Below are 15,485 nucleotides of genomic sequence, written 5' to 3'. Positions count from 1 at the left end.
CGGGCGGGGCGGGGTGCTCTTCTTGCTTGGGCCAGATGCTGTGACAGGCAGGTGTGATGCGGTGTGACGACCGCTGTGATGGGCGCGTCACGCCCGCGTCTGCCTAGGGGTTTGGGTGTGACGGGCCCGTCACATGTGACGAGTCACGGCGTGCTCCAGGTGCCGGAGTCACGGTGAGCTGTACGGAGCGTCACACGACGGCATTTCAGGGTGGGCCAGGGCTGCCGCGCCGCCTTGGAAGGCCGACAGGACCGCCTTCCAAGGCGGGGGCGCTCTCCCTTCCCCTGAAATGCCGTCGTGTGGCGCGGTCGGCGGGGCGTCAGGGTGAGCGTCAAGCGGTGTCAGCGTCAGGCGTCAGGCCGGGTGTCAGGGCGCGTGACACCGCGTGTGCCTAGGGGTTTGGGTGTCAGGCGCCGTGACAGTGTCAGGCGTCAGGCAGCCGTCACGGCCGCCCACGGCCCGCAGCCGCCGGATCGGGGCCAGTCCACGGTGACCGGGCGCGCGAGCGCAGCGAGCTGCCAAAGATCGTGCGGCCGCAGGCCGCTCCTTCGTGCTCTTCCCCCGCAACGGCCGGCAGCCGCGCGCGGTCCGGCCGGGGCTGATAGCGATCCGGCGGCGCCCCTCCCGGGAGGCCCCTAGTGGCCGGATTCCGGGGTCTGCCCAGGTGCCTCGCTATCTGCTAGCGACCAGGTCGACAGCGGTTTGGGCCGCTATCAGGGGCGCTAACGTTAGCGCCCCCTGCCGCTATCGATAGCGGCTCTCGCGACTCGTGGCCGCGAGCCGCTGGGAGCGTCGGGCCCGAGCCGCTAGAGCTCTCGGCGCGACCGCCGCAGACCCTGCCCCAGGGGCTATCCGCTGATTCCGCGAAGGCAGCCTCTAGCGTCTACCACCCTGGTCAGAGGCGGTGCAGACCGCTAGTGAGACCTCTAGCGCTAGAGGTTCCGGCCTCTACCGGTAGAGGTCGTCACGGGCCGCCCGTGGGGCCGTCTGTGGGCCGTCCGAGGGTGCCCGACGACGACCAACAACGACAGGTAGCGACGGTTGCCGCGTGCGCGGCTGACCTTTGCGCCCCTGGTCAGGGCCCCCGCACATACTGGTTTTCGCCTGGGGCTAGCCGTACGGCAAGATGGGGTGTATCTGCCCACACACTGATTGCCGGACGGTTTCTCTTGGCTGAGTACATCTACACCATGCGCAAGACGCGCAAGGCGCACGGCGACAAGGTGATCCTCGACGACGTCACCTTGAACTTCCTGCCTGGCGCGAAGATCGGTGTCGTGGGTCCGAACGGCGCCGGTAAGTCCACGGTGCTGAAGATCATGGCGGGTCTGGAGCAGCCGTCGAACGGCGACGCGTTCCTGTCGCCCGGCTTCACCGTCGGCATGCTCCTGCAGGAGCCGCCGCTGGACGAGTCCAAGACCGTCCTGGAGAACGTCCAGGACGGGGCCCGCGAGGTCATGGACAAGCTCAAGCGGTTCAACGAGGTCGCCGAGCTGATGGCGACCGACTACTCGGACGCGCTCATGGAGGAGATGGGCAAGCTCCAGGAGGACCTCGACCACGCGAACGCGTGGGACCTGGACACCCAGCTCGAGCAGGCCATGGACGCCCTGGGCTGCCCGCCCGGCGACTGGCCGGTCACCAACCTCTCCGGTGGTGAGCGCCGCCGCGTCGCGCTGTGCAAGCTGCTCCTGGAGGCGCCCGACCTGCTGCTCCTCGACGAGCCCACCAACCACCTGGACGCCGAGTCCGTGCAGTGGCTGGAGCAGCACCTCGCGCAGTACCCGGGCACCGTCGTCGCCGTCACCCACGACCGGTACTTCCTGGACAACGTCGCCGAGTGGATCCTGGAGCTCGACCGCGGCCGCGCCCACCCCTACGAGGGCAACTACTCGACGTACCTCGACAAGAAGGCCACCCGCCTCAAGGTCGAGGGCCAGAAGGACGCCAAGCGCGCCAAGCGCCTCAAGGAAGAGCTGGAGTGGGTCCGCTCCAACGCCAAGGGGCGGCAGGCCAAGTCCAAGGCGCGACTCTCCCGCTACGAGGAGATGGCCGCCGAGGCCGACAAGATGCGGAAGCTGGACTTCGAGGAGATCCAGATCCCGCCGGGCCCCCGCCTGGGCAACATCGTCGTCGAGGTCAACAACCTCTCCAAGGCCTTCGGTGAGAAGGTCCTCATCGACGACCTGAGCTTCACGCTGCCGCGCAACGGCATCGTGGGCGTCATCGGTCCGAACGGCGCGGGCAAGACCACGCTGTTCAAGATGATCCAGGGCCTGGAGACCCCGGACGCCGGCAGCATCAAGGTCGGCGACACCGTCAAGATCTCCTACGTCGACCAGGGCCGCGCGAACATCGACCCGAAGAAGACGCTGTGGGCCGTCGTCTCCGACGAGCTGGACTACATCAACGTCGGCCAGGTCGAGATGCCCTCGCGCGCCTACGTGTCCGCGTTCGGCTTCAAGGGCCCGGACCAGCAGAAGCCCGCGGGCGTGCTCTCCGGCGGTGAGCGCAACCGCCTCAACCTGGCGCTGACCCTCAAGCAGGGCGGCAACCTGCTGCTCCTCGACGAGCCGACCAACGACCTGGACGTCGAGACCCTGTCGTCCCTGGAGAACGCGCTCCTGGAGTTCCCGGGCTGCGCCGTGGTCGTCTCCCACGACCGCTGGTTCCTGGACCGCGTCGCCACGCACATCCTGGCGTACGAGGGCGAGTCCAAGTGGTTCTGGTTCGAGGGCAACTTCGAGTCGTACGAGAAGAACAAGATCGAGCGCCTGGGCCCGGACGCGGCCCGTCCGCACCGCGCCACGTACAAGAAGCTCACCCGGGGCTGACATGGCCCGTCATCTGTACAGCTGCCCGCTGCGGTGGTCGGACATGGACGCCTTCGGGCACGTCAACAACGCGGTCTTCCTGCGGTACTTGGAAGAGGCGCGCATCGACTTCATGTTCCGGCTCTCGTCGGAGGACGGCCCGTCGTTCTCCGGCGGGTCCGTGGTGGCACGGCACGAGATCGACTATCTGCGGCCGCTGGTGCACCGGCACGAGCCGGTCACCATCGAGTCGTGGGTGACGAAGATAGGCGCCGCGTCCCTGACGGTCTCGTACGAGATCAAGGACCCGGAGCAGGTGTACGTGCGGGCGACGACGGTCGTCGTGCCGTTCGACCTGCGGGCGCAGCGTCCCCGGCGGATCACCGCCGAGGAGCGCGCGGTCCTGGAGGAGTACCAGGACGACGGCGCGGGCGGTGCGGAGGCGCTGGTCGCATGACCGCGCGGCTGCACTTCGTGGACCCGGGGGAGGCGGCGGACCTGGCCGCCTTCCTGGCCCGTCTGGTCCACTACGACAAGGCGGCCGCGGTGCGGCTGCAGGCGGCGGGGGAGACGCTCGCCGTGTTCGGGCGGCCGCCGTCGTTCGAGGTCCTCGCGATCCGGACGGCGCGGCTCGCCAAGCCGTACGAGGACGGGCTGGACACCTCGCTCGACGTGACGGTGTCCGCGGGCGAGTTCCTGGAGTCCGTGGGTGATTCGGCGGAATCGGCGGGGACGGCGGGCACGGCCGCCGTGCCCGCCGCCGTGACCGGGCCGCCGTGGGCCGGTGTGCTGCCGCCGCGGGGCGGCTGGGAGCGCGTCCCCGGCCTTCCGGCCGCGCCCGAGGTGCGGGCCCTGGTGCGGGGTGCCGTCACCGAATTCCGGGCCCGGGTGGAGGAGTTGGCGCCGGAGCGGAGGGTCAGGGCGGAGCTGGACCGGGTGGGGCGGGAGATCTGGTCCCGCGTCGTGCCGGGCACGGGGCTGCCCGTGCGGGCCGCGCACGCCGCGCAGTCGCTCGGGTTCCTGCGGGGGGACTCCCTCGACCTGCTGTCGGCCGGGGTCTGGCTGCGGCTCCGCACGCCCTACGGGTCCGTCGCGCTGCGGCGGGCGGGCGTCGGAGCGCTGTCCGTCACGCCCGCCTGAGGCGCGTGGCGGGCCCGCTCAGCCCGGGGTGTTCACCATGGAGGCGGCCGCGTAGGTCAGGTAGTTCCACAGCGTGTGCTCGTGCTCCTCGGTGAGGTCCAGGGAGTCGACCGCCGCGCGCATGTGCCGGAGCCAGGCGTCGTGGGCCGCGCGGTCGACCGTGAAGGGGGCGTGGCGCATGCGCAGCCGCGGGTGGCCGCGGTTGTCGCTGTAGGTGCGGGGGCCGCCCCAGTACTGCATCAGGAACAGCACGAGGCGCTCCTCGGCCGGGCCCAGGTCCTCCTCCGGGTACATGGGCCGCAGGAGCGGGTCCTCGGCGACGCCCTCGTAGAACCGGCGCACCAGGCGCCTGAAGGTCTCCTCGCCGCCGACCTGTTCGTAGAAGGTCTGCTCCTGAAGCGTGCCGCGCGGGATCTCATTCACCTCTCCATGGTCTCAGACGCCGTGGCCGAGGACGGAAGGCTTAGGACCGCTCGCATCGGACGGCCGGGAGCAGCACAGTGGGGGTATGGGTGCGCAAGCTCCGCTCAGGGACGAACCCGACCCCGTCGTCGCCGCCGAGGCGCGGGCCGCTCTGGTGCGGGACATCGAGGCGGGCGGTGCCTTCGACGGCGATCCCGGCTGGCGGGAGGCGTTCGACGCGGTGCCGCGGCACGTGTTCGTGCCCTACTACTACGTGAGCCAGACCGGGGGCTACGAGCGGCTGTGGGGCGAGGACCCCGACCCGGTGCGGCGGGCCAGGTGGCTGCGCGGGGCGTACGCGGACGCGCCGCTCGCCACCCGCGTCCGGGACGGGGAGCTGCTCTCCTCCAGCAGCCAGCCCTCGCTCATGGCCAAGATGCTGGTGGAGCTCCGGGTCGGTGACGGCGGGCCGTACGACGTCCTGGAGATCGGCGCGGGCACCGGCTACAACGCGGCGCTGCTCGCGCACCGGCTCGGGGACGGCCGCGTCACGACCGTCGACCTGGACCCGGAGATCACCGAGTCCGCGCGGCGGCACCTCGCCGTGGCCGGGTACCGGCCCACCGTGGTCACCGGGGACGGGGCCGCGGGGTGTCCGCGCCGGGCGCCGTACGACCGGATCGTCGCGACCTGCACGCTGAACTCGGTGCCGAGGCCGTGGCTGGCGCAGTGCCGTCCGGGGGCCCTTGTGCTCGCGCCCCTGGCGACGGGGCTCATCGCGCTGCGGGTGCGGGACGCCACCCACGCGGAGGGGCGGTTCCTGCACACGCCCGCGTACTTCGTGCCGCTGCGCGGCGGCAGCGGCCGGATGGCGCAGGAGCCGCAGCTCGGGGGGCTGCCGCGCCGGGCGCTGCAGAGCGAGCTGTTCCGCTTCCTCCTGGAGCTGACGGCCGGGACCCTGGATCCGTACGAGGCGCTCGCGCTGTGGCAGCGGGAGCGGCGGCCGGTGCGGGAGCGGTTCGGGGTGACGGTCAGCGGGGAGTACGCGTGGGCGTGGCTGGACGACCCCGAAGGGCCGTACGCCTGGCCGCTGTGACGGCGGGCGTACGGCCCTCGGGTCGTGCTGTGCGCGGTGGGGTCAGTCGCGGCGGACGGTGATCGTCGTCCAGGCGCCCACGTGCACCTTGTCGCCGTCCTGGAGCGGGACGGGGACGAACGGCTGGATGGGCTCCTCGCCGCCGTTGACCGTGGTGCCGTTGGTCGAGTTCTGGTCGACGACCGCCCAGCCGCCGTCGGGCTGCTGGACCAGGATCGCGTGCTGGTGCGATACGCCCGGGTCCTCCGGCGGCACCGACAGGTCGATGTCGGGGGTGTCGCCGGTGGAGTGCCGACGGCGGCCGATCGTGACCTGGTTGCCGACCAGCGGGCGGTGCTGCTCGGGCGAGTACGCGGGCAGGTTCAGGCCCGCGGCCTCGGGGCCGCTGCGCTGCATCATCGCCATGAAGTACTCGCGGTCGGGGCCGACGGTCGCGGTCCAGGTCCCCGGGCCCTGCGGCTGCCCCTGGGGCGGGAAGCCCTGTGCGGGGGCCTCGGCCGAGGGAGGCGAGAGGACCCAGTCGTCGCCACCGGTCAGCGGACCCGACGGGCCGGGGCCCGGCGGCGGGGGCCCCTGCGGGGCACCGGTCTCGCGCGGGAACGCGGGCGGCGCCGGGGGACCCTGCTGGAACCCCTGCGGCGCGCCGCTCTCCGGGCCGCCGGGCGGCGGCGCGGACGGGCCGCCGCCGAAGGGCGGGATCGGCTCGGCGGGGCGGTTCACCTGCGAGGGGCGGGAGCCCTGGTAGTCGAAGGGGTCGTGGCCGGAGCCGGAGCCCGCGGACGGGGGGAACTGGGAACCGGGGTTGGGGCCGCCGGAGCCTCCGGGGCCACCGGGCCCGGCAGGACCGCTGCCCGGCCCGCCGGGGCCTTCGGGCGCGCCAGGGCCGTTCGGGGCACCGGGGCCACCGAAGGGACGGGGGCCGCCGGGACCACCGGGGCCTTCCGGGCCGCCGAACGGGCGGGGGCCACCGGGCCCGCCGGGGCCACCGGGTCCGCCGCCAGGCCCACCGGGGCCCTCGCCGAAGGGACGGGCGCCGCCGGGGCCTTCCGGGCCACCGAACGGACCAGGGCCACCCGCGGGACCGGGACCACCCGGACCGGGACCGCCCGCGCCCGGGCCGCCGGGACCGCCCGGACCGCCCGGCCTACCGGGACCCTCCGGGCCACCGAACCCACCGGGACCGCCAGGGCCACCCGGACCCGGACCGGGACCACCCGGACCCGGGCCGCCGGGCCCACCGGGACCGTCAGGCCCACCGAACGGCCCACGGCCGCCAGGCGCGCCAGGACCCCCGGGGCCGCCGGGACCACCCGGCCCACCGGGGCCCCCGGCCGCGCCAGGACCCCCGGGCCCACCGAACGGACCAGGACCACCAGGACCGCCGGGCCCACCCGGCGCACGCCCGGGGCCGCCGGGCCCCTCGGGACCACCGAACGGACCGCGGCCACCAGGCCCACCAGGACCGCCGGGGCCACCGTGCGGACCGGGCCCGCCAGGCCCAGCGGACCCGTCGAAGCCGGGCCGCGGCGGGCCGCCGGGCGCCCCGCCGGGGCCGGGCATGCCCGCGGACGTGGGCAGCGGCGGGTTCGGCGCGGCGGGCGTGTACGACGTCGCCGTGTTCGTCAGGAAGTTCCAGCGGCACTCCTCGCAGAACGGCGCGTTCGCCTCGCGGGGGGTGCGGCACTGGGGGCACAGCTGGGGCTCGCGGTCCGGCACCGCGGACAGGTGCGGGCGGCCGCCGGGCGCGGGCGGCGGACCGGGCTGCCCGGGACCGGGCCGGCCACCGGGCCCCGGCGGCGGGTAGCCGTACCCGGCGGCCGGGGGCGGCGGAGAAGGCGGCGGCGGTACGGCACCGGCCATGCGGTGACCGCAGACCTCGCACCAGTCGTCGGAACCCGACTGGTGTCCGTTCGGGCAGGTCGGCATGTCGGCGCTTCCCCCTCTCCTTCTCCGGCCCGAGGGCCGTGTGCGGTGCTTGTCCGGTACGGGCAGACGTAGCTGTACTGCGCCGTCGTATCACGACGCTCCGTGCCGTCGTATGACGAGGGACACGTTCGCCGGCTCGTGCTACTTCTTCACGCGCACGGTCTTCGTCGAGCGCGTCTCGAGCGTCATCTCGTCGGCCTCGGCGACGCGCGCCTTCAATCGAACAGTACCTGTCGTGGCGTCCACGACGTCCACCACCTTCGAAAGCAGCTTCGCGGTGTCCTCGTTGCCGGAGGCGCTCGCGAGCTGAACGGCCCGGCCCAGCTTGGCCGTTGCGCCGTCGAGGTCGCCCAGCTTGCGGGCGTCCAGGCCCTGCTGGATCACCTGGGCCAGCTCGGCCTGGCCGGTGTAGTGCGCGACCTGCGGATTGATGGAGGTGGACGCTGCCAGGTCGTCGGTCCACACCGCCCGCACCAGGCCCTGGGACAGCGTCTGTACGGTGCCGTCGTGCTGCGGCACCACCAGGGAGACGCGGGCGGCGAGCATCTCCTGGCCGAGTTCGGCGCCCGGGACCCGGACGCAGACGTGGTAGTCGCGGGACTCGTCGCCCCAGGACCCGGTCGGGTAGTCGCCCGCGCGCGGCCCGGCCTCGGTGCGCCGGTCGGTCAACTCCTCGACGGTGGGCGCCACTTGCTTGACGAAGACGATCTCGACGCCCATCGGGGTCCACAGCCGCAGGCTGACGTCGGCGACCTCCTTGCCCATGGCCGTCTCCATCATGCGCGTGAAGTCGTCGGCGAGGCCCGCGGGGTCGGCGACGATGTCGGCGGTGCCGAGCAGCGCGGAGGCGATCCCTGTGACCTCTTTCACCTCCCAGTCGGTGCCGACGCCGCGGGCGTCGCAGGTGAAGCGGCCCGCGCAGGCGTCGAGGGAGGCGCGCAGGGCGTCCGGCGACTCGTGTTCGTTGCGCCCGTCGGTGAGCAGGATGCCGTGCCGTATCGACACCTCGGCGGAGGAGAGCAGCCGGTCGGCCAGGCGCAGCCAGGTGCCGATGGCGGTGCCGCCGCCCGCGCTGAGCTTGCGCAGGGCCTCCTTGGCCTGGGCGCGGGTCTGCGGGCCCGCGACGGCGAGGCGGCCGCCGCCGGGGTAGACCTCCTTGGCGACGTGGGTGCCGCCGATGACGGCGAAGTGCACGCCGTCGCGCAGGGCGTCCACGGCGGCGGCCGTGGCGTCGCGGGCGCCGCGCATCTTCGTCGGCGGGTAGTCCATGGAGCCCGAGCAGTCGACCATGATGGCGACGGCGGCGTCCGGTCCCTGGCCCGCCGCGTACAGATGGGGCGCGCTGACGGCGGAGCCGATGGTGCCGCCGCCGGTGGAGGTCACCGTGGCGATCGCGTTGACCTCGCGGCCGCCCTCGGGAAGGTACTCGTTCTGATAGACGTCGACGGTGAACTGCGGGACGCTCGACTTGAAGAAATTGGCCATGGTTGCTGTTCCCCCCTGAGACGGTTCCCACGGCGGTCCCACGGTGTGGGCGCGCGCATGAAGTACGGGTGCACGGCAGCCCGTCGGGGCCCGTACCGTACGAAGGTCCCGGCGCGGGCGACGGCGTCGCGCCCGGACCGCTAGGCCGATCCTGCCCCTCGCGACGCGGCCGGGAACGGCAGGACCGCCACTGTTACGTTGTCGTGGCCGCCGCCGTCGAGGGCGTGGCCGACGAGCACCCGGGCGCTGTGCAGCGGCCGTTCGGCGGCGTCCGCGGGCACGGCCGCGGCCATCTCCTCGGCCGCCTCCGCGTAGTTCCACAGGCCGTCGGTGCACACCACCACTACACCCGCACGGTCCGGTTTGAAGGAAGCGGTGTGCGGCTCCAGTTCGTACGCGTCGGCGCCGAGCCAGCCCGTGATGGCGTGGGCGCGCTCGTCGGCGTACGCCTCGGCCTCGTTCATCAGGCCCGCGGCGACCATCTGGGCGGCCCAGGAGTCGTCCTCGGTGAGGCGGACGGCGGGGCCCGTGCGGTCGACGGGAACCCAGTAGACGCGGCTGTCGCCGACCCAGCCGACGACGAGGAGGCCGCCGGTGACGACGGCGCCGACGAGGGTGCAGGCGGGCGCGTTCTGGTGCGGGTGGTGCTCGCGGGCCGCGGCGGGCTCGTCCGCGAGGGCGTTGACGGCGTCGGCGGCGGAGACGATCGCGTCGTGCATGGCCTGCTGCGGATGGGTGCCGCGCGGCAGGGCCGCCCGCAGGGACGCGTCGGCGGCGCGGGCCGCGGCGGCGGAGGCCTCGTCGGGGCGGGTCGCCGAGGAGACGCCGTCGCAGACGATCGCGACGACGGCGGGGGAGCCGTCGGGCAGGGCGGCCGTGGAGATCGCGAAGGCGTCCTCGTTGCGGTGGTGGCGCAGGCCGCGGTCGCTGACGGCGGCGACCGCGTCGAGCTCCCGCTCCATGTGGTCGCGCTCGCGCGGCTGGGCGTGCCCGCAGTTCTCGCAGTAGCCGTCCGGCGCGACGCTGCCCGCGCGGCAGGCGACACAGACCTTGGTCTCCGCGGCGGGCTCGGCCGCGGGGGCCGCCGGGGCCCCGGCGCGCGGATCGGGGGCGGGCAGCGGATAGTCGTCGGGCTCGGCCGCCTCGTCCCGGCCCGCGTGCCCGTCCCGCGCGTCGGCGCTCTCCCGCACGCGTACGTCGTCGGCGTCCTGGGTCTCGCTCGCGGCGATGTCGCCCCGGGCGCCGCGCGCGGCGTCGGGGGCGGCGGGCCACGCGTCGGGCCCGTCCGGGGGCGCCGCGGGGGGAGCCGCCGGGGGCTCGGGGGCGGTGCGGGGCAAGCCGTTGATCACCAGCGTGGGGCGGTCGTCCGGTGACACCGGAGCCGCCGAGAGGTCGTAGCCGCACGCGCCGCAGTACAAGTCGCCCGTATCCAGGGGCCACTCACAGCTGGGACACGTCGACAGGGCCGCCGGTTGGTGCATTTCCGACATCCTCACACCCACGTCCGGGGGCGGAAACGGTTTGCCCGCTCCACCAGTTCGATCCTCTCCTCGCCACCCTGGGCGAGCCGGGCGAGCGTCCGGTACGCGCGCTCCAGACCGAACCGGAGGCCGCGCTCGTCCAGATCGCTGCCGAGCAGTACGGTCCGCGCGTGCCGGTCGCCGTGGGCCGTCGACGGGGCGGAAGCGTGACCAGAGTGCCTACCGGAGAGTACCCAGTCGAGCGCGGTGCCGAGCACCTCGGTCGACAGGTGTTCCCTGCGCACCGCGTCGAGCCCGAAGCCCGCGAGGGCCTCCACCTGCCCGGCTGCGGCCGTCAGGTCGTCCAGGAAGCCCGCTCCCGGCCCCTGGGCCGTGTCGAACGTCATACGCCGTCGCAGCCGCGCCCGCACCGCGGCGACCCGCGCCGCCGTGTAGTGGATCGACGACTCCGGCACGGACTCCAGGGTCCGTACGGCGCCCGCGCGGTCACCGGTGGCCAGCTGGACGCGGGCCAGGCCGAAGGCGGCGCTGACGTAGCTGGGGTCGGTGGTCCACACGAGGCGGTAGTACTCGGCGGCGTTGTCCAGCTGGCCGAGGACCTCGGCGCACAGGCCGAGGGCGAGCTTGGGCGCGGGCTCGCCGGGGAACGCGTCGTAGATCGCGTCGAAGGACAGCGCCGCGTTCTCGTGGTCGCCGGTGGCGAGGGCGGCGACGCCCCGGTACCAGACCACCCGCCAGTCGTCCGGGTAGTCCCGCTCCAGGTCCTCCAGGGCGCCCGCGGCCAGCACGTGCTCGGCCAGGGTGAGGCGGACGCGGAGCTCGCGCAGGCGGAGCTCGGCGGAGCGGGCGGGGGCCGCCTGGAGGGCGGCCAGGAGTTCGCCGCCGCCCGCGGAGTCCACGAGGCCCGCGAGGAAGCCCGCGTTGGGGTCGGCGGGGTCGACTCTGGGGACGGGCAGGGCCAGGGCCGCGGCGGGGGCGTCCAGGGGCTTCACGGGGACGGGGACCGCCGCCGGGGCGCCGTTCTCCTCGCCGGGGGCCCCGGCCGCACGGGCGTGGGGCACGGCGGGAGCGGCGGCGGGGGCGGGTGCGGGGCCCGCGGCGGGAGCGACGACGACGCGCGAGCCGAGGACCGAGACCTCGCCCTCGACCTCGCCGAACAGCTCCGTGTCCGTGACCTTCAGTTCCGGGCCGAACAAGGTGGAGAGCGCGGGGCGCGGGCGGCCGCTCTGGAGGGCCACCACCTCGCGCAGGACGCCCGTCAGCTGCTCGGCCATCTCCTGCGCCGAGGCGAAGCGGCGGGCCGGGTCGGGGTCGGTGGCCCGGACGAGCAGCCGGTAGAAGGACTCGTACCGGCGGAAGACCTCGATGTGGTCGGGGTCGGGCAGCAGGTCCACGAAGACGCTGGTGTAGCCCTGGAAGTCGAAGGTGAGGACCGCGAGGGTGCGCGCCACCGTGTACAGGTCGGACGCCACGGAGGGGCCGACCTCCGCGACCTCCGGCGCCTGGTAGCCCACCGTGCCGTAGATCGCGGACTCGGTGTCGTCCATGCGGCGGACCGCGCCCATGTCGATCAGCTTGAGCTGGTCCTCGGTCTGGATGGCGTTGTCGACCTTGAAGTCGCAGTACAGCAGGTTGCGGCTGTGCAGGTGGCCGAGGGCCTCCAGGGCCTCGATGCCGTACGCGCAGGCCTGCTCGACCGGCAGCGGGTCCCGCTTGCCGCCCGGGGTGCGGCGGCCGTTGGCGATCTCCTTGAGGGACTTGCCGCCCACGTACTCCATGACGATGTAGCCGTCCATGGAGCCCGTGCGCTGGTCCAGGTGTTCCACGAAGTTGTAGATCCGCACGATGTTGGCGTGCTCGATCTCGGCGAGGAAGCGGCGCTCGGCGATCGCGGCGGCCATGGCGTCCTGGTCGCCCGTGTCGAGCAGGCCCTTGAGGACCACCCAGCGGTCGGACACCGCGCGGTCCACCGCCAAGTACACCCAGCCGAGGCCGCCGTGCGCGAGGCAGCCCACGACCTCGTACTGGCCGTGCACGACGTCGCCCGGGTGCAGCTTGGGCACGAAGGAGTACGGGTGGCCGCACTTGGTGCAGAAGCCCTCCGTGCGCCCCGGCCGGTCGCCGCGCGCGCGGCCCACCGGGGCGCCGCAGTCGGAGCGCGAGCAGAACCGCTTGCGCTCGGGCACCTCGGGGTCGCGCTGCACCGCGCCGCGCGGGTCGGGGCGCGGCACCCCCGGCACCGCGACCAGGCCCATGCCGAGGCGGGCGCGGGCCGACGAGCCGCTGGACGTGCCCGAGCTGCGCACGGAGACCGACCGCGACGACGTGCGCCCCGACAGGGAGCGCGACAGGCGGCCGGAGACCGAGCGGCGCGACGACTGGGAGCGCGAGGAGCGCGAACTGCCGCGCGTGGAGCGGGCGGAGGCGGACCGGCCCGAGGCGCCCGAGCCCTTGGCGCCGCCGGTGATGCCGGTCGCGGGCGAGCCCACCATGCCCTGCGGCGAGACGACCGGGGCGAGCCCACAGGTGTCGCAGTACAGCTCGCCGCCGCCCACGTCCTCGTACGCGCCGGTGCAGCCGGGCCGCTGGCAGGGCCGCGGCCCCGCGGGCCCTCCGGCCGTGTGCTCGCTCATGCGTCCCCCCTCCGGTCGGCGGGCCCGCCCGGTTGCGGGACCCGCGGTGCCAGGGCCTCGGCGGCGGCCTGCTGGAAGCGCAGCACGGCCTGCTCGGCGACGCGCAGGTCGCACGGCGCGCTCCAGAGCATCCGGCGCGCGGTGTCGTACCGCTCGATGAGGAACGGGTCCTCGGCGAGGCCGTGCCGGGCGACTTTCGCCTTGTACGCGTCGAGGCGGCCGCGCAGCTCCGCGCGGACCGCGAGCGGCGCGGTGACGGCGGTCAGCGACTCGCGGGCGCGCAGGAGTTCGTCCTCGGCCTTCTGCTCCAGGGACTCGAGGAGCGGCGAGAGCCGGTGCCACTGCGCGTTGCGGCGGTAGTCGGCGGCCATGGCCAGCTGCTCCTGGAGGGCCGTCGGCGGCCCGGAGACGGCGGGCACCTCGGACGCCGCGATCTTCGCGAGGACCTCGCCGCGCGCGGAGCGGGCCTCGGCGAGGGTGCGGTCCGCGCGCGACAGGAGGTCGCGCAGCTTGCCGAGCCGGGCCTCGGCGTCCTGGCGCACGGTGAGCACGGCGTCGATCTCGCGGCGCACGTCCTCCAGGGCGCGGGCCGCCGTGTCGTAGCGGTCGGTGTGCGGGCGGCCGCCGCCGGGGGCCGAACTGCCCGGCGCGGGCTGCCAGAACGCGAGCGGGTCGGACACCACCTGCTCGCGCAGCAGGGCCAGCTCCCGCGTGATGCTCTCCAGGTCGTCGCCCGAGGGGTGCTCGCCGGGGCGCACGCCCACGGAGTGCGCGAGCTGCCGGGTGCGCTGGAGCTCGGCGGCGAGCAGGTCGATGCGGGCGGGCAGCGCCGACCAGACGGCGTCGGCGGCGACGACCGTGTCCAGGGAGTGCGCGTACAGGTCGTTCATCCGCGCGACCAGCTCTTCGAGGGTGAACCGCTCGGTGAGCCTGGCGGGGCCGGTGATCGAGGGGGCGGCGCCCGACGCGGACCCGCCCGCGAGCGTGACGCTCTCGCCGCGAAGCAGCAGCGTCAGCTCCGTCAGGTCGTCGCGGCTGGGCCAGCGCCTGCGCTCGCGCACCTCACGGGCGGTGCGCAGGGCGCCCGCGTACGCGTCGAAGTACGTCCACAGGAGCGTGATCTGGCGCTCGGCGCCGAGCCACCGCTCCTGGGTGGTGCCGGTGAGCCGGGCGCCTTCGAGCAGACGGCGGCCGGCGTGGTCCTGGAGGGCGAGGAGCGAGGTCTCGATCGCCTCGTGTTCGGCGTCGAGGCGGGCAAGGGCACGGTCCACCTCGTCCCGGTCCATGACGGGGCCGGGGGGTCCCGCGACGCTCATCGATCACCTCTCCGCTCTGCGTTGCCAACTCTTGCGTGCTGTCGGGCCAGTTGTCGGGTCTCGCCGGTACTCGCCGGTTCTCGTCGGGTCGGGTCGGGTCGGGTCTGGTCGGTCCGGTCGGGTCGGGTCAGTCCTTGTACTTCGGCTTCGGCGGGCGGGCCGGGGAGTCCAGGTCGTCGGCGAGCCAGTCGTCGTAGGACTTCTTCCAGCCGTCCTTGCGGTAGTCCTCCAGGACGTCGTTCACCCGGCGGACCAGGTCGTCGGCGCCCTTCTTCATCGCCACGCCGTAGTACTCGGTGGTGAACGGCTTGCCCTTCAGCGCGACCGTCGGGTCCTGGGCGGCCTGGCCCGCGGCGAGCGCGCCGTCGGTGAGGACCGCGTCCACCTGGCCCAGCTGGAGCCGTACCAGGCAGTCGAGTTGGTTCGGCACCGTGGTCTTGATGTCGGCACCGAAGCTCTTCTCCTTGAGGGCGGCCTCCGCAGTGGAGCCCGCCGCCGAGCACACGCGCCGGCCCTTGAGGGTGTCGTTGTAGCCGGTGATCGTGGACTTCCTGGGGGCGAGCACCTGCTGGCCGGTCTCGAAGTAGGCCGTCGAGAAGTCGACTTGCTCGATGCGGGCGCAGTTGATGGTCATGGTGCGGACCACCATGTCGACCTGGCCGCTCTGGAGGGCGGGGATGCGCTGGTTGGTGGGGATCGCCCGGAACACCACCGCCTTCCGGTCGCCGAGCAGGCGTTCGGCGATCTCACGGGCGAGGTCGATGTCGAACCCCTCCAGCTCGCCCTTCTCCTTGTTCGGGTCGCGGTAGCCCCAGCGGAAGCTGTTCTGGTCGACGCCCACGACCAGCTTCCTGACCTTGCGCTTCTTGATCGCTTCGAGCACCGGGCCGTCCTTGGGCGAGGGCCGCAGGCTGCGCTCCGGCTCCTTGCACTCCTCGTCGGCGCGCGCGGGCGCGGCCTGCGTGAGCTGGTCGGCGTCCCGCGAACCGGCCTTCCGCGCGGCGCTGTTGCCGCTGCCGCTGCCGCCGTCGCTGAGCCGGGGCAGGACCAGGACCAGGGCGGTCGCCAGGAGGCAGGCGAGCGCCATCGTGGCCACGCCTCCCCAGCCGCGCAGCCGCGCCACGCCCCCGCCGTGCCACCGAGTCCCGTCACGTCGCGTACGCATCGTCCGCGTGCCTCCCTTCACCCCGTCA

General features: G+C 74.0%; 12 protein-coding genes. 5 read left to right on the top strand and 7 right to left on the bottom strand.

Going from position 1 to position 15,485, the window contains the following annotated elements; genetic code table 11:
• The first annotated feature begins 1,169 nt into the window (after positions 1 to 1,169).
• From ettA to C9F11_RS15105, 3 genes are read left to right on the top strand one after another with little or no spacing between them, the layout of a single operon-like run.
• Positions 1,170 to 2,834, top strand: coding sequence for an energy-dependent translational throttle protein EttA (ettA, locus tag C9F11_RS15115; RefSeq protein WP_138959796.1), 1,665 nt, complete (start codon positions 1,170 to 1,172; stop codon positions 2,832 to 2,834).
• A gap of 1 nt (position 2,835) precedes the next feature.
• Positions 2,836 to 3,270 (top strand): thioesterase family protein, encoded by a 435-nt coding sequence (locus C9F11_RS15110; RefSeq protein ID WP_138959795.1) that lies wholly within the window; start codon positions 2,836 to 2,838, stop codon positions 3,268 to 3,270.
• Complete coding sequence (locus tag C9F11_RS15105) at positions 3,267 to 3,953, top strand: hypothetical protein (RefSeq protein ID WP_138959794.1); 687 nt, start codon at positions 3,267 to 3,269, stop codon at positions 3,951 to 3,953. Before C9F11_RS15110 ends, C9F11_RS15105 begins: the two co-directional genes overlap by 4 nt.
• Before the next feature lie 18 nt (positions 3,954 to 3,971).
• Here the strand turns inward: C9F11_RS15105 and C9F11_RS15100 are convergent, their stop codons facing one another.
• Positions 3,972 to 4,376: a globin gene (locus C9F11_RS15100; protein ID WP_138959793.1), complete on the bottom strand. Its 405-nt coding sequence runs from the start codon at positions 4,374 to 4,376 to the stop codon at positions 3,972 to 3,974.
• 85 nt (positions 4,377 to 4,461) lie between these two features.
• Between C9F11_RS15100 and C9F11_RS15095 the strand changes: the two genes are divergently transcribed.
• Entirely contained in the window at positions 4,462 to 5,451 is a 990-nt protein-coding gene (locus tag C9F11_RS15095) for a methyltransferase domain-containing protein (RefSeq protein WP_138959792.1), read from the top strand.
• Positions 5,452 to 5,493: 42 nt separating this feature from the next.
• Here C9F11_RS15095 and C9F11_RS15090 read toward each other — a convergent pair whose 3' ends face one another.
• On the bottom strand, positions 5,494 to 7,011 hold the full coding sequence (locus C9F11_RS15090; protein WP_249402180.1) for an FHA domain-containing protein: 1,518 nt from the start codon (positions 7,009 to 7,011) through the stop codon (positions 5,494 to 5,496).
• On the opposite strand from C9F11_RS15090, the gene C9F11_RS48625 reads away from it, so the two are divergent.
• The gene (locus tag C9F11_RS48625; protein ID WP_249402289.1) at positions 7,010 to 7,255 is read left to right on the top strand and encodes a hypothetical protein; all 246 of its coding nucleotides are present in this window, start codon (positions 7,010 to 7,012) and stop codon (positions 7,253 to 7,255) included. The genes C9F11_RS15090 and C9F11_RS48625 overlap by 2 nt on opposite strands.
• A 263-nt stretch (positions 7,256 to 7,518) precedes the next feature.
• Here the strand turns inward: C9F11_RS48625 and C9F11_RS15085 are convergent, their stop codons facing one another.
• The 5 genes from C9F11_RS15085 to C9F11_RS15065 form a co-directional block, all read right to left on the bottom strand.
• Positions 7,519 to 8,862, bottom strand: a complete 1,344-nt coding sequence (locus tag C9F11_RS15085; RefSeq protein ID WP_138959790.1) for a VWA domain-containing protein — start codon at positions 8,860 to 8,862, stop codon at positions 7,519 to 7,521.
• A gap of 140 nt (positions 8,863 to 9,002) precedes the next feature.
• Positions 9,003 to 10,352: a protein phosphatase 2C domain-containing protein gene (locus C9F11_RS15080; RefSeq protein ID WP_138959789.1), complete on the bottom strand. Its 1,350-nt coding sequence runs from the start codon at positions 10,350 to 10,352 to the stop codon at positions 9,003 to 9,005.
• Between the two features lie 2 nt (positions 10,353 to 10,354).
• The gene (locus C9F11_RS15075; protein ID WP_138959788.1) at positions 10,355 to 12,976 is read right to left on the bottom strand and encodes a serine/threonine-protein kinase; all 2,622 of its coding nucleotides are present in this window, start codon (positions 12,974 to 12,976) and stop codon (positions 10,355 to 10,357) included.
• Positions 12,973 to 14,292, bottom strand: a complete 1,320-nt coding sequence (locus C9F11_RS15070) for a hypothetical protein (protein ID WP_138959787.1) — start codon at positions 14,290 to 14,292, stop codon at positions 12,973 to 12,975. The genes C9F11_RS15075 and C9F11_RS15070 overlap by 4 nt, the downstream gene beginning before the upstream one ends.
• Positions 14,293 to 14,419: 127 nt before the next feature.
• Positions 14,420 to 15,457, bottom strand: coding sequence for a glutamate ABC transporter substrate-binding protein (locus tag C9F11_RS15065; RefSeq protein WP_138959786.1), 1,038 nt, complete (start codon positions 15,455 to 15,457; stop codon positions 14,420 to 14,422).
• Between the last annotated feature and the right edge of the window lie 28 nt (positions 15,458 to 15,485).

The organism is Streptomyces sp. YIM 121038, from assembly GCF_006088715.1.
Taxonomy (GTDB): Bacteria; Actinomycetota; Actinomycetes; order Streptomycetales; family Streptomycetaceae; genus Streptomyces.
Note: the sequence above shows the minus strand (reverse complement) of the source record. Positions and strands in the feature narration are given on the sequence as shown.